The organism is Nocardia amamiensis, assembly GCF_015477605.1.
GTDB lineage: Bacteria > Actinomycetota > Actinomycetes > Mycobacteriales > Mycobacteriaceae > Nocardia > Nocardia amamiensis_A.
On record NZ_JADLQX010000060.1, the window covers coordinates 1 to 14,120 of the forward strand.

The window sequence follows — 14,120 nt, forward strand, 5'->3', positions numbered from 1 at the left end:
GCGTAGTCCTCACGGTGATCGACAACCAACCGCACGGCCTTCGCGCGGGTCGCTGCATCGTACTTCGCTGGCATGATCTGCCCATCCTCTCCAGGAAAGGGGTGGGCACGAAACACGGGGCGATTCACTTCCGGGTTGCTGCGGCGGATGGTGACGTGCTCGGTTTATGCTTCGGGGAGCGGCGGTGTCCATGAAACGAAACGAATCCGATTCGGGTGCGGGTAGACACCCATACCGACCGCACAGGCAGGCGGCTCGAAGACATCCTGTCTCCGGGCCGCTGTGCGCTATTGGTCCTTCCCTTGACGCGCTCCTATTTTTTTTCGGGTAGAGGTGAGATGTCGATGCGCCGGAACCGAGGGTCGGTTATGGCCTCGCGGCCGCCTTGTCGTACGCCTCGATCAGTTCCCCAGGGATACGCCGCGGTTGGAAACCTCGTAACCGTTCGTGCGTGCCCACTCCCGGATGGCGGCACTGCGTTCCCGATCGGATGCTGGTTCGGTCCGTTTCTTCCCGCGTGGTCGGCGACCACCGACTTTGCGGGCGTGCGATACCCATGGCTGCAGTACCGCACGTAGTTCGGCGGCGTTCGGTGCCGAGAGATCCATTTCATAGGCCACACCGTCGATGGCGAACCGGACGGTTTCCTCGGCAAAGGATGTGCCGTCAAAGTCATCGACCACCTCGACAACGACCTTGCGTGCCATAACGGAATTATCCTTCACAGGTGGCGTTCTCGGGTTCAGCGTCCATGTTAGCCACCGGTGGCATCGGGCATCCTTCCGCGTCCACCCGCGCTCGGCGGGACAACCTGCAGGAACGGTACGCCCTGACCCCTGCGGGACGACAGCAAAGCACATGCTCGAAGACCGTGCGATCGGGGCGCCAGGTAGCGGGAGAACGTAGCCGATCGGGTGATTCGGTCATGTGCTCCGGGAGTCGATATCGGTGGGAAGTGGTTCTCGGTCGTGTGGTGCGGGATCCGTTCTCTGGTGTCGGGTAGCAGTCTGTGTGTGGACAATGCGGTGCGGCGTTTGTCGTCGTGCACGCTCGAATTCTGGATCGGGCACTACTGGCCCCTTCGGTGAAGTGGCCGGGCTTCGATGCTCATCGAATCTGCCGTAGGAGGCGATCCGCGGGCAACGTGGTGGCGAATATGTCGATGGTGGGCGGTGGCAGCCCGCAGGTCCGCCGAGCATCCACCAGGTCCTCAGCTGTGCTGCGGCGGAGATCCGGCCGGTGCGCAGGCTGGCGAGGGCACGGTGGATCGAGCACGGTAGGTGGCTGTTGTCGCCGGTGTGCCTCGCGCGCCGCGTCGCCTGCCTCCGGGCGGGGGAGGCGCGGGGAGGCGGCAACCACGTGCCGCCCCGTTTTCTGGAGGTGACCTGCGTTGGATGAGTCCGCCCCGACTGTGGTCGTGGTCTATGACGTCGGTTCCGGGCGACCGCGGAAAGTCGCGGAGTTCCGGTTGACCGCCGCGGGCACGGCGGCACTCATTGTCACCGACCCTGGTGGGTGCCTGGTCGCGCAGCACTGGTACGACCGTGGCATCAAGGTCTACGACCTCCCCGAGCGCATCGGCCCCCGCGCGGGAACCCGGTTCCTGCGGGCGCTGCTGGAAACACCGACGAGCAGCTACTACCGGATCGTGGACGAGAGCCCGCCCCCACAGCCACGCGGATGAACAGCCACATGGATGAGACGAACACCGCTCCGGCCACCGCCCGCCGCGCAATAGCCCAGACGGCCGGACCGACTCGCCCTGTCCGTGGCCTGCGCAGGCCACCATTGTCGCCGCGACTGCCCGCTCCCGATTTTCCGGTTCGACAGCAGCAACCGGACCCGACCCGACCGCGGCCGGAACCCGCGCAGCCCCGCGCGGAAGCGCTTCCCGAGAAGCACATAGGCGCGAACGATCATTCGATGGATCCCCGGCCATCACCCGCGCGGCCACAGGCGACAAGTGGTTGGTTGACATTGGTCGTCGCCACCTCGCACGAGAGACGGATGTGTGCGGAGTTCGATTCGACCACCATATGGACCGGGCTCCGCACTGCTTCGAGCTGGACGGTTGCTCAGTATCGTTCTGGCGCATCGCGTTCAGCCGAAGGCCGAGGGATTTGGTCCGGGTGCTCGTGTCGGCGATGCGTGGGGAAAGCTCGGTGGCAGGGTGGTCGGCTGTGAAGACGATCCTGATCACGGGGCGACGTCGGGTATCGGTGTGGATCCGGCTTGCCGATCGGTTGCGGAAGGCAACCGGCTTGCGCTGGTGAGGGCGTGATCCGGACACGCGCGCTGTCGCGGCGCAGCGGGTGCGGTCCGCGGGGGCGGCGGGTGGGTGTGGACACGCTGGAGTGTGGTTGCGTGTCGTTGTTGTCGGTGCGGCGGTCGGCGGACGCGGTGTCGGCCGGGTATGACCGGTTGGATGTGCTGGCCGACACCGCGGGCGGCTATCACCGGACGTGGGTCGAGATGGTGGATGGTATCGAGGCCACACCATCTCGGCGGTTTCCTGCTGACCGAACTGCTCACGGATCTGATGGCGGCCAGTGCCCCTCCCGGATCGTGTTCACCTCCTTGGTGATGCTTTCGGTGCGACCATGGATTCCGCGGGTCTCGGCTTCGGGCACGGATATTCGGGAGAAAGCATTCGGCCGCTCGAAGCGGGCGATGTCTTCTCCACCTATGCGTTGGCGCGGCCACTGGCGGCGGCAGGGGGTGGCGGTGAATGCTTTGCACCCGGGTGGGGTGGGCGACCGGGATCGGGGATTCGATGCCCTGGTTCGCCCAGCCCGTGGTCGCGGTCGCCGAACGCGGGTTCATGATCGCCGCCGCTGTCGCCGACGACGGGCGCTCACCTCCCTGGCCACCGATCCCGGTCTGGCGGCGGTGACCGGCTGCTACTTCCAGAACAACCGTGTCGAGACTCCGTCGCGCCCGGCACACGACGACGCGGTCGCCCAGTGGCTGTGCGAGGTCAGTGCGAGGCTTGCCGGGCTGTCCGGGTAGCCGCCGTGGTCTCGCCGTCCACGACAGCGTCGCCGAGGACGTCACAAATCTTTGTCACCGAACTGAAACGGAGAGCAGGGGTTGATGTTTCGTACGCGTTTCGAGTCGATCGGTGCTTACACACCGACGGCTGTCCGTTCCACCGAGGATCTGCTCGCCGCGCTGGCGGTGCCGAGGTCATTGGATTTGGAGCGCATCACCGGGATCCGGAACCGGCGCGTCTACGACCCGGATCCCGACCGGTATGAATCGTCCTTCGAGCTGGCGTTGCACGCGATCGGGGACTGCCTGCGGCATTCCGGCTACGCGGCCGAGGAGCTTGATGTCGTCATCTCCGCCTCCATCACCCGCACCCGCGGCAAGGGGGTCTTCTGTTACGCGCCGTCGCTGGCGTCGATGCTGGGGCGGGCGATCGGCGCGGATGCGGCGCGGTGTTTCGATGTGTCCAACGCCTGCGCCGGCATGATCACCGGGGTGATGGTGCTGGATCGCCTGATCAAGGCCGGGGTGGTGGGCAACGGTTTGGTGGTCAGCGGGGAGCGGATCACCCCGATCGCCGAGACCGCGGTGCGGGAGATCAGCCAGCCGTATGATCCGCAGTTCGCGTCGCTGACCGTCGGGGACGCCGCGGCCGCGGTCGTCGTGGACGGTCACGGCGATGACGATGATGCGATCCACTACGTGGAGCTGATGACCGCCGCCGAGGGCGCCGAGCACTGCCTGGGGATGCCCAGTGACCGCACGGGTGGGATCGCGATGTACACCGACAACCGGGCCATGCAGAACGAAGCCCGCTACCAGCAGGCCATCGACCGCATGGCCGATTTCCTCGCCGCGACCGGCCGCAGCCGGGACAGCGAGAAATACGACTACTGGATCCATCACCAGTTCAGCGCACCGGCCATCGACTACATCTCGGATTTGACCGAACGGCATTTCGGCACCCCGATGCCGCAGGCATTGAACGTGCTGCACGACTACGGCAACACCGCCTCGACCTCGCATTTCCTGGTGCTGCACGAACACCTCGCGCAGATCCCGCGGGGGTCGAAGGTTCTCATGATCCCCGCCGCGTCGGGCACCGTGTCGGGGTATCTCGCCGCGACCATCTCCCGGTTGGAGGCATGAGCATGCCCACCACGATCATCTCGGCGGCGGTGAACACGGACTCCGACACCGGCAGCTACTTCGAGCTGGCCGCCCGCGCGGCACGCACCTGCATGGAACGCGCGGAGGTCGGCCTCGGCGAGATCGGCATGCTGATCAACGCCGGTGTTCCGGGACCACAACATCTGGGAGCCCGCGGTGGCGGCGCTGATCCAGAACCGCCTCGGAATGGGCCTCACCTACCAGGCCGGGCGGGCCCCGGTGTTCTCCTTCGACCTGATGCACGGCGCCACCGGACTGCTGCACGCCCTGGTGACCGCCGACAGCTTCCTGGCCACCGGCGCGGTGGAGTACGCGTTGCTCGTTGCGGGTGACACCCATCCCTGCACCGACCGCGGCGTCGCCGATTTCCCGTACAGCGCCGGTGCTGCGGCGCTGCTGCTGGGACGCTCGGCTGCCGCCGGTGGGTTCGGTCGGCTGCACACCTGCGAGACTCCCGGTGCGGTCGACCCGATCGCGTGGGTGGATCTGGGCGCCGCCGGCGCAGGCGGTCGTCACGCGGTGTGTGTCCGCGCCGGTGGGCAGGATCCGGTCGATTTGGCCGTGGCGGTGGTGCGCTCCTGTGTGGACGAGCAGGGACTCGATGGGGGTGATTTCGCCGAGGGGCAGGCGCTGCTGCTGGCTCCCTCGCACCTGTCCGGGTTCCGCACCCGCTTGGCGAACACCCTCGCCATTCCGGCGCGGTCGGTGATCGGGTTCGACCCGGCGATCGGCGTTCCCTACACCGCGGCCCCGGTGCACGCCTACCTGAACGCACTGAATGTGGGCCTGCTCGACACTGCGCGCACGGTGATCTTCCTGGCCGCAGACAGCGCCTCGGCGGCCAGCCTGGCCCACCACCCGCGCCCGGCAGCCCCCACGCGCCGGACACTGCTCACCGCCGGGACGAACGAACAACACTGACACACCCGGTCGAGCCACCACCAGGGTCTGCTGACACCCACGAAAGGGCAACATTCCGAAGACGCGGAGATTCTGGCCGTCTCACTCCGCCGAACCTCGCCGCACGTGGCATGGGTCCAGCGCACGCCGGGTCGGCGGGTTTCCCCGGCCCGCGAGTGTCGAGATCCGAGGACAGGCCACCGCGCCCAGGGTTGTCGACCGTGTCGGTTCCGGGGGACGTCCGCGGACTATCGCTGTCTGACCTGCGGCCCGAAATGTTCGTGCACCGTGTCGGTCGAGCCGGTGTTCGGATCTACCGTGCGGATTCGGTGGACGATGCGGCGACCCCGGTGTTCAGTGGAGGTCGCAGCCTCGCGCCATCCACTCGTCAGGGGATTGCCCGGTAGCCATGAAAATGGTGCGGCGCCCGACTTCCACGGTGTGGTCGGCGAAGCGTTCGTAGTAGCGCCCCAACAGGGTCAGATCGACCACCGCGGTGGTGCCGTGGCTCCAGTCCTCGCCGAGCACCCTCGTCAGCAGTTCCTGGTGCAGCCGATCCATGGCGTCGTCAGCGCTATCGAGCTGGGCCGCATCGCCGGGGTCGCCGGACTCGAGGACCGCCGCGGCACCGCCGGCCATCGCGACCGCGGCCGCCCCCATCCGCGCGATCAAGGGCCGCACCGGTTCCGGCACTGCGTGGGCGGGGTGGCGGCGGCGCGCGACCACAGCGATATGCTCGGCCAGCGCACCCATCCGCGCCAAGTCCCCGACCAGCTGGACCGCGGTCACCACCCGCCGCAGCTCACCCGCGACCGGGGCCTGTAACGCCAGCAGCCGCACGGCCTCGCGCTCGCACGCCTCGCTCATCGCCGTAATCCCGCGGCCGAGGTCAATGGCCCGTTCCGCCTGCTCCAGATCGGCGTTGATCAACGCGTTCGACGCGGTCGCGACAACCGCGCGGTCCCGCAGACACAGCTCGTGCAGAAGGTTCGCGAGCTGCTCGAGGTCCTTGTGATAGCGAGTCCGCATGCCATCCATTCAAGCCTGCGGGACGCCACCATGCCCGGCGACGCGTGATCAGCCCGACCGGCGGCGGCGTGGCACCGCCGCGACGGTCTCGCGCGGAAGCGCTTGCCGGGCGTCGATCGCGCAACCGCAGGCCGCTTACACCACTCCGCACCCTACATCCGAACTCCGCAACAACCCCCGAAAAATACCCTCCGACACCGCAAACCAGCCCCGGACAGAACAGGCCGAGCCAGGCGCGCCACCGGCATACGGCCAGGGTTCCGGCAGGTACTTGACATATCACGCCGCAGGGGCAAGTGTGCTCGGTGGGGCCGGGGCCTGCAGCGTCGAGTTCGGGCACTGGCCGAAAGCCGCGGGCTCAGTCGTGCCAAGAGGCTGAGCCCGCGGGCGGTCAGCCCGCGGCATGATCCTCAGTGGTGTCCTGTGGTTTTGGTCGGCATCGCCGGCGCAATCCAGTTCGACACCTCCATCCACGGCCGATACATCGACTGGCCTGGGACCGAGGAAACTCCACGCCGACCACGACCGCGCCCCACACTCACGGCCGGCATCCACAGCGCCGCTGATGACAGGTTCTTTCCGGCGCCTCGGTCGCCGGCCGGCGCGGTCGCGTCAGCACGTCCCGGGAGTTCGTGGCGCCCCGCCGCAGAGGCCACGATTTCTTCAGGGCGGCAACGTTTTTGGCGTCGGGCAGGTGGTTGCGGGCATAATCCGGGCATGAGCACTTACGGTCTGGGGCAGGCGTTCGAGGACGTGTCGCGTGCCGGGCTCGACTCCGGTCGGCCCCTGGGATCCGAACAACGCCGGCGGGCGGCGCATCTGCTGCACACCCTGATCCGGGCCGGACACGCCGCCGGCCTTCCCGACGACCCCCGCCGGTGGGCCAGCGATCCGGCCACGCTGATCGTCACCGCGATCCGCAACGCGGGACCGCAGCAGCCGGTCCAGCACCGCGCGCCGGCGCAGTGCTCGGCGTGGGCGCTGCGCGAGGCCGCCGCCGAGATGCAGCTGAGCGAGGACATCAACAGCGCACCCCGCCACGCCCGACTGACCGACGACCAACCCGACACCCAGGGAGAATTCATCGCCGACGCCATCGACGAACTCCTCGGCCACGCCGACTACATCGAGGAGAACGCCACCCTGCCGACCGAAAACCAACTCCCCGACTACGACCGGCACCTGCAGGCCCTCGCGCGACCATAACCCACGCAGAACACCGCGCCGACGAGGTCAGCCACCGGGTGTAACCCGTTCCGTCACGGCGTGGCGCCGGGGTGAGCTCAGGCGCAGCCCGAACGCCACGCGAACGACCACGCGCGAGGCGCGCGGTCTGGGCCCTGCTCGCTGATGTAGGCGAGTGTGCGGCCGGTACGGATGGCATGGGCCTTTGCCGCCGTGATATCCGGCACTGCGCAAGCACGTCGGCGCGCGGCGGCCATCGAATCGCTGGGGCCGCGGATCCGATCCGCGTATATTCCCCCACCGTCCGTGCGCGAGTTCACTGGTCGAACTTCCCGGGGTGCGGCTGCACTTCTTGTTTGCTGAGTCAGGAGTTTTCAATCAGACCGATCACGGCACCCTGCATCCGGGCTGGCCGAGTACGTCGCTGGTATTTGCGGGGGAAGAATGAGGCATTTCCCCCATGTAAGAACTTCGCCCATCGGACGAGAATTGGAATTGTTGGCGGACAGAGGTGTCAACCCCCAGAGGGAGTGTTCGACCGCAAAAGCGGTACCTGCCATGGACGGTCACGATCCCTGCGGCGCACAACGGAGTGCGCCGAGGTCGAGCAACGGCGCTCGGTGGGGTCGCGGCCATCCCGAGTCGGCTGTTCGCCACACGCCCGGCGGCACCGGAGTGCCGACGCGGAGGACCGGCATGGACGTCGGATTGAATTCGTGTCCGGGAAAATTCGATAAGCAATGATGTGACGGCCGGGCTCGGCTTCATGCCGGGTCGACGGCAAATAGGGCGTATATGTCGCCCTGCGATGACAGATCTCTCCGGCCGAGGGCGGTGTCATCGCTCTCGGCCGATCGATCGGGAACCGGTTCATTCGATGACTGTGCTATTGCCTCTTGCATACGGATATTTGCGTGACGATTTGCTTGGGGACCGCGACTGCGGTTCTGGTGAGGACAGGCTGCGGGCCGCTGCCGGGGCACTCGGCTACGAGTTGGGCACGGTATTCCACGAGCCGCCGCCACAGGGCGGGACACTTCCCCCGGCATTCGTCGATCTCGTCCAGGAATGCCGGCGAGCCGCCGCCCACGCCGTGATCACGCTGCACGGGCATTTGTCGGACATGTCCGTGTGCCGGATGGTGCTGCTGGCGGTCCTCGACGTGCGCGCCGATGCCGCAGTACACGAGGTCGGGCCGTGAACCCAATTCCCTCAGGCAGGGTGGCCGTGACAGCGGCTTCGCGAGCAGGGCGTCCATGGTCTGGACGCTGCTGGCATGCTCACACTCCGGGGGCGAGGATCAGCGAATCGAGCGAAACCCGATCCGGGGCGGGGCGCGGGGGTCAGCGGAAGCGGGTGGGGTCTTGGGCGATCGCCGCGAGCCGGGTCTGGGCGGCGCAGACGACACCGTGCGCGGTTCTCTTGCCCGGTTCCTCGTAGGCACCGCCTTGACCGTGGCGGCAACGCGCCCGAGGGCAGGGGCCCGATCAGCTCCGGGCACCCCATCCTGCTCGCGGACAGTGGCCTCGACGGTCTCGGCGCGGACGCGGGCGTTGTCGGCGTTCGGGGACAACTCACGCCGCACCGCCTTGGTCCAGACCTGCGCGATCCGCGTGTAAGCGACCCGGAACTCGGTGTGAGGCAAAGCAAGCACAGCGCGCGGCTGCGCCAGCAAGACCGTGGCCTCGCATGTGCTGATGCGGAAAATTCCTCGCTTCGACGTGGACAGCATCGGGACGAGGGAAGCGCCCACCGCTCGGGCTACCTCTGCTATCGCCCGGTAACGCGATCCTGCCCGACCCTGCCCCGGCCGGGATGCACCAAAGCCGGCCCAGAATGCGGTGCATGTGCTTCTGCCGAGCGTGGCTGATCTACCGACCGCTGGACGGCGGTATAGCCCTCACCGACAACGACAACACCGACGAGACCACCCCGGCGGTGGATCGCCTGCCGAGAATCGACAAGCCGGAACCGGGGACGGAGGTGCGGGGAGAGGCGAAGATCGATCGTCATCCGATGACGGGCTGTGGGTAAGAATTCGGGAGCACTGCCACTCGACACCCCCGGACATCCCGCCCGGCGCCTTCCGGCCTCCGGGCGGGGAACCATGCACGTCCGCTGCCAGCCCGCCACACTCGCCTGTGGCGGCCATCACAATAGCACCAATTGGTTTGTTTCTGGAAGTGTGTTTTTGCGCGAGAAAGGATGTGACCGGAACCCCAGAACCCCATGCTGGTCGGATCCGATGGTGGGTGGGGCGATGCGGGTGTAGATCACGCAAGTGCTGGTGCCGTTGGGGTGGTGACGGTGAGGCTGGTCGGTCCGGCACCACCCGGAGGGGGTGGCGGCAGCGCCGATCGGACAGCAGTGCTTTGGTGTGTTGTGGTGTGGCGGTGATGTCGCCGAAGCGGTCGTGTTGTTCGTGGGCGGTGCGGATCGGTGGGCGTGCTGCGGGACCCGAGACACCCTCGCTGTTGTGGAGGGCGTCGTGGACTGCGTCGAGGTGCTCGGCGACGGCGGTCTGCAGATCCGGGGGTTGGTGCATGCCGTCGCGCTGCCGAGGGTTTGAGGGGTAGTCGGGTATCAGTACTGGTGGAATGGGCCCGTGCGGGGGTCACGGTAGTCCGAGTAGGTGGCGGAGTCGGTTCGCGCTCATCTGGCCGGGGTGTTCGTCTTGGGGGAAGGAATTGATGAGCCGGATCACGTCGTCGCGGCGGGTGGGGTCAGCGACGGCGTCGCGGGGTGTCGTGCCGCCGAGTGCGGGGATGGGTTCGTCGATCCATGTGTTCTCGTAGGCGCGCAGGTGTTGGTCGAGAAATGCGGCGATCTCGGGATGGTCGGGGGAAAGCTCTTGGGAGGCAGTGTTTTCGTCGTTGGCCTGGTGGGTGGCGAGGGTGTCGGCGGCGGGGGTGCGGGTATCGGAGACGACCCCGACGGCGGGATCGAGTTCGCGGATGGTGGCCAGGAGCGTGTCGAATCGTGGTTCGCTGATCGCTTCCACGACCAGTTCATTGCCGGTGAGGCGGAGGCCGCCGAGGACGGTGTCGGTGTCGTCGAGCCAGGTCCAGTGGTCGGTGGTGTCGTGGTCGTAGTGTTCGGTGAGGTGGTGCCGGATCGTGTCGGGGTCGGTGATGGTGAGGTGGGCTTGGCAGAACACCAGGGGGTCGCCGCTGGTGGTCACCAGTTGCGGGGGTGCGAATCGGGCGCTGAGGAATGCGACGAGATCGCGTGGTGTGGTGGTGTCGGATTCGAGCATCTCCAGCAGTCGGCTGCGGTGCGGCAGGGAGACCGGTTCGAGGGATCCGGTGAGCAGCACATCGTCGCCGACGGGAACGACGTGGCAGCAGTAGAACTCGCCGGCCTGCAGGTGGTGGCTGACCGTTGTGGCGGGGATGTCGTGGCGGTCGCCGGTGCGCAGATCCCGGACGCTGATACTGGTGCCGGGATTCACGGACTCGATTTCGAACACCGACCGTGGCGCGAGTTGCCATTGCTGGGCGAGGAGGAGATCGCGCTCGGGGAGCAGGGGTCTGCGGCGGGCCAGGAAGTCGTCGAATCCTCCGCATTCGAACAGCGTGACGTCCACGACGAAGGGGTCCTCGAGAGCGGCCCACCATCCCGCTGGGGTGTCCCAGTGGTGGGCGCGGATCTGGGCCAGGTCTTTGCGGGTGGGCTGCCAGTCCAGTTCGTCGCAGTGCACGGCAGCTTTCTGGTAGAGCAGCCGGGCCCGGTCGAGCAGGGTCAACTCGCTGCGGCCGAGGTGGCAGAGTTTGTATTTGCGGCCCGATCCGCACCAGCAGCGGTCGTTGCGGCCCAGTCCGGGGTGCTGGGTCGGCGACGTCTCGCGTATCAGTGCGTATGCCTGGGTGGTGGGACCGTCGCTGGTGCGCTCCAGCAGGGACACCGCCCGGGTCAGGTCGCCGCGGTCGGTGGCGTAGCGGGCCAGATCCGCGACGGCGGGTTCCCAGTACGGGTCCGCGGTGGTGGCATCCTCGAAGTGTTGTTCGGCGTCGAGCACCAGGTTCAGGTGCTCGCAGGCTTTGCCGGCCAGCCACTGTGCGGCGGCGGTCAGTTTGCGCGGGCCGTGGCGCCGCAGATGGTCGGCCACCGCTGCGACGGCGTTCGGGTTGGTGTCGGTGCGGGTGAACAGTTCACGGTAGGCCGCCGACGCGGTGTCCGGGTCGGCGAGTTCGCTCAACCCCGTCAGGTCGGCTTCGGCCAGCACGGTGTCGCGTCGTTCGGGGGCCGCGGTGGTGACCGCGCGGACCAGGGCACCGAATCCGAGGACGGTTCGGGCCTGGTCGCGGTCGAGGCTGTGGCGCAGCATGATCGTGCGCGTGGCGATGTCGGTGTCGAACCGGTCCCAGTCGAATCCGCCGCCGGCGATGCGAACTCCGCGCAGGCTGAACCCCGCCGCCGCGACGAGTTCGCTGAGAGGCAACGCCGGCATAGTGAACAGTGTTGGATCCTCGGACATCAACGCCCACCCGAGTTCCTCGACCTCGAGCACGCAATCGTCATCGAGGTGCCGGGCCAGCCCTTCGGCCAGATCCGGTGCCGCGACCTCGCCGGTCACGATCCGCAAACGTGATGTGTGGTCCGTGATTTCGAGCGCGACCAGTGTTGCGGCGTCGACGTCGGCCAGCGCGGCCGGCTCCAGCAGCAGTGTGCGGCCGAGGTAGCCGTCGAGGCTACGACCTGCGGACATCTCGGGATCGAGATCGGTGAAACCGACCCGGGCCCCGCCCAAACCGTCGAGGATCGTGTCCTCGTCGACGCGCAGCAGCGGGCTCAGGTCGGGGTCGGCGGCGATCAGCCCGGCTGCGATCTCCTCGGCGGTCAGTCGATGCGTCAGCACGCGCCCTTCCAGCAGTGTGTCCAGGGCGATGTTACGGCCGTCCGGCAGAATCCCCAACAACGGGTGATCGAACCCATCGATCAGCGCCCACATGTCGTCGCCATCACCGAGCCCCTGCGTGACCAGCAGATCCTCCCACTCGTCATCATCGAGCGGCCCGTGTGTGCGCAACAGATCGAATGCCTTGTCGGTCAACGAGTCAGCCACGGCCCTCGACAGTAGTCGCCGGACCCGCCGCCCGCGACAGTAATCAAGCCCGTGCACCGCTATCCGGGCTCAACCAGCGGCTGAGGTCTGCGGCGCAGGCAGCCCAGACCCCGGAGGCAATGCCAGACGACGACGGCTTCGACGGTGATGCCCGGCATGCGGGCGAGGCATCGCGGCGGGCAGTTCTGTGGCGAGGGTGAACAGTGCCGATCCGCGCGGACAGCCGCCCGCGCCGCAACGTGGGTCCGCGCCGGTGACACCGCGCCCGATCACGTTATCGATGCCGAACATCCGCTGACCATCGGCTTGCGGGACGAAGTCCGGCGCGATCATCTGGGAAACGCCACGCCAGGGTGGATTCATCGGCGGCACGCCCATACCGGTTGAACGTGCGCGGGCACGACCGGACAATCGCACGATGCCCCTCGGCGCCGCGCCCTTCGTGCGTGACCGGATGACCGTGCTCTGCTACAACGTGCTGGGCGCCTACACGTTCTGGCTGTATGCCTTCGGACCCGCGCTGTCGTTGCTGCGCGCCGAACTCGGCTTCTCCTACACGATGATCAGCGTCTACTCGGCACTGTGGGCGGCCGGGTCGATCCTGGACGGACTGGCTTTCCCGGCGCTGGCCGCCTGGGCCGAGCGGCGCGTGCTGCTGTGGTCCTCGGCGCTGGTGACCACCGTCGGTGCGGCACTGTTCACCCTCACCCTCAGCCACGGCATCGCAGTCACGCTCGTGGCGACGCTGGTGATGGGATGGGCCGGTACCACTGTGCAGACCACAACCCAATCGGTGCTCGCCGACCGGCACGGCCCACGCCGGGACACCGCATTCGTCGAATCCGATATCGGCGCCGCCGCGGCGGCGGTGCTGGCGCCACTGGCGCTGGGGATCCTGCAGTCCACCCCAGCGACCTGGCGCACCGGGATGGCTCTGCCCGCCGTGGGCATGATGGTGCTGTATCTGCTCTACCACCGGGAACCCTTCCCCGCCGCCGCACCCCACACCGTCGTCCGCGAGGGCCGCAACCGCAGACCGGTCCTGCCCCTGGACCTGTCACCTGCTGTGTGTGCTGGTGGCCGTCGGTGTCGGCGTCGAGTTCTGTGTGGTCTACTTCGGCACCGAATTGCTGATTGCCACAACGAACCTGGCGACTCGGTCGCGGCGGTGGCGATGACGGCGTTCTACGCGGGCATTCTCCTGGGCCGGGTCGGCGGCGCCCGGCTCACCCGCCGCCCGGGCCGCACCGTTGTCCTGGTCGGCTGGTCGCGGGCGATCACCCTGGCGGGACTGCTCACATTGCTGCTCGCCACGACCGCCACGGTGGCGGTGATCGGGTTGTTCGTCACCGGAGTGGGCATCGCCAACCAGTTCCCGCTTGTGCCGGCCTTAGCCTGGATCCGTGGAGTGGGGTTCTGGTTCGTTCGCGCGCCCGGGGGGGCGTGAACGCGCGTGTTTCGGGCATGGGGTAGCCGCTGGTCTGGCCAGCTTTTCCACTGTTGTTCCTGGTTGTAGGGATGGGGCGGTCCGGTGGCCAGGAGGTGGCGTATCTCGTTGCGGGTCACGGGCAGTGCCGATCGCTGAGGCCACCTGGGAGGCCGCACCGCCGGCGGACTTGGAGTGCCCGAACGACGCGCCCTGCTTGGCATGCCCGTGTTCGGTGTTGTCGGCCCGGGCGTGGGCTCGGGCGGTCAGGGTGGTGAGCAGGGCCAGAGCGAGCATGCACAACAGGGTCCAGCGCCGCCATGAGGTCCAGGTTCGGACCTGGTGTTGGTCCAGGCC

General features: G+C 67.7%; 11 protein-coding genes. 8 read left to right on the plus strand and 3 right to left on the minus strand.

The window, feature by feature from the left end:
* Positions 1–401: 401 nt before the first annotated feature.
* The gene (locus IU459_RS35555; protein WP_440446556.1) at positions 402–707 is read right to left on the minus strand and encodes a histone-like nucleoid-structuring protein Lsr2; all 306 of its coding nucleotides are present in this window, start codon (positions 705–707) and stop codon (positions 402–404) included.
* Between the two features lie 683 nt (positions 708–1,390).
* On the opposite strand from IU459_RS35555, the gene IU459_RS35560 reads away from it, so the two are divergent.
* The 3 genes from IU459_RS35560 (at position 1,391) to IU459_RS35570 (ending at position 5,079) form a co-directional block, all read left to right on the plus strand.
* The gene (locus IU459_RS35560) at positions 1,391–1,684 is read left to right on the plus strand and encodes a hypothetical protein (RefSeq protein WP_195133992.1); all 294 of its coding nucleotides are present in this window, start codon (positions 1,391–1,393) and stop codon (positions 1,682–1,684) included.
* Positions 1,685–3,093: 1,409 nt separating this feature from the next.
* Positions 3,094–4,137: a 3-oxoacyl-ACP synthase III family protein gene (locus IU459_RS35565; RefSeq protein WP_195133993.1), complete on the plus strand. Its 1,044-nt coding sequence runs from the start codon at positions 3,094–3,096 to the stop codon at positions 4,135–4,137.
* A 144-nt stretch (positions 4,138–4,281) separates the two neighbouring features.
* Positions 4,282–5,079 carry a hypothetical protein gene (locus IU459_RS35570; protein ID WP_195133994.1) on the plus strand — a complete coding sequence of 266 codons (798 nt, stop codon included), beginning with the start codon at positions 4,282–4,284 and terminating at the stop codon, positions 5,077–5,079.
* 333 nt (positions 5,080–5,412) lie between these two features.
* Here IU459_RS35570 and phoU read toward each other — a convergent pair whose 3' ends face one another.
* Positions 5,413–6,087 (minus strand): phosphate signaling complex protein PhoU, encoded by a 675-nt coding sequence (phoU, locus tag IU459_RS35575; protein WP_195133995.1) that lies wholly within the window; start codon positions 6,085–6,087, stop codon positions 5,413–5,415.
* 717 nt (positions 6,088–6,804) lie between these two features.
* Here phoU and IU459_RS35580 point away from each other — a divergent pair.
* From IU459_RS35580 to IU459_RS35595, 4 genes are all read left to right on the plus strand, one after another.
* Positions 6,805–7,293, plus strand: a complete 489-nt coding sequence (locus IU459_RS35580; protein ID WP_195133996.1) for a hypothetical protein — start codon at positions 6,805–6,807, stop codon at positions 7,291–7,293.
* An 889-nt stretch (positions 7,294–8,182) separates the two neighbouring features.
* A complete protein-coding gene (locus tag IU459_RS35585) occupies positions 8,183–8,473 on the plus strand; it encodes a hypothetical protein (RefSeq protein WP_195133997.1) in 291 nt (96 codons plus the stop codon).
* 644 nt (positions 8,474–9,117) lie between these two features.
* Entirely contained in the window at positions 9,118–9,306 is a 189-nt protein-coding gene (locus tag IU459_RS35590; protein ID WP_195133998.1) for a hypothetical protein, read from the plus strand.
* Between the two features lie 307 nt (positions 9,307–9,613).
* Complete coding sequence (locus IU459_RS35595; RefSeq protein ID WP_195133999.1) at positions 9,614–9,841, plus strand: hypothetical protein; 228 nt, start codon at positions 9,614–9,616, stop codon at positions 9,839–9,841.
* Positions 9,842–9,886: 45 nt separating this feature from the next.
* Here the strand turns inward: IU459_RS35595 and IU459_RS35600 are convergent, their stop codons facing one another.
* Positions 9,887–12,337 carry an SEC-C metal-binding domain-containing protein gene (locus IU459_RS35600; protein WP_195134000.1) on the minus strand — a complete coding sequence of 817 codons (2,451 nt, stop codon included), beginning with the start codon at positions 12,335–12,337 and terminating at the stop codon, positions 9,887–9,889.
* A gap of 418 nt (positions 12,338–12,755) precedes the next feature.
* Here IU459_RS35600 and IU459_RS35605 point away from each other — a divergent pair, with 418 nt between their 5' ends.
* Entirely contained in the window at positions 12,756–13,784 is a 1,029-nt protein-coding gene (locus IU459_RS35605) for an MFS transporter (RefSeq protein ID WP_195134001.1), read from the plus strand.
* Positions 13,785–14,120: the final 336 nt, after the last annotated feature.

What these genes read in the sequence shown, in the direction of transcription:
- IU459_RS35565 (WP_195133993.1), top strand. Translation starts at nt 3,094, where the DNA reads ATGTTTCGTACGCGTTTCGAGTCGATCGGTGCTTACACACCGACGGCT.
- IU459_RS35590 (WP_195133998.1), top strand. Translation starts at nt 9,118, where the DNA reads ATGTGCTTCTGCCGAGCGTGGCTGATCTACCGACCGCTGGACGGCGGT.
- phoU (WP_195133995.1), bottom strand. Translation starts at nt 6,087, where the DNA reads ATGCGGACTCGCTATCACAAGGACCTCGAGCAGCTCGCGAACCTTCTG.
- IU459_RS35605 (WP_195134001.1), top strand. Translation starts at nt 12,756, where the DNA reads ATGCCCCTCGGCGCCGCGCCCTTCGTGCGTGACCGGATGACCGTGCTC.
- IU459_RS35555 (WP_440446556.1), bottom strand. Translation starts at nt 707, where the DNA reads ATGGCACGCAAGGTCGTTGTCGAGGTGGTCGATGACTTTGACGGCACA.
- IU459_RS35580 (WP_195133996.1), top strand. Translation starts at nt 6,805, where the DNA reads ATGAGCACTTACGGTCTGGGGCAGGCGTTCGAGGACGTGTCGCGTGCC.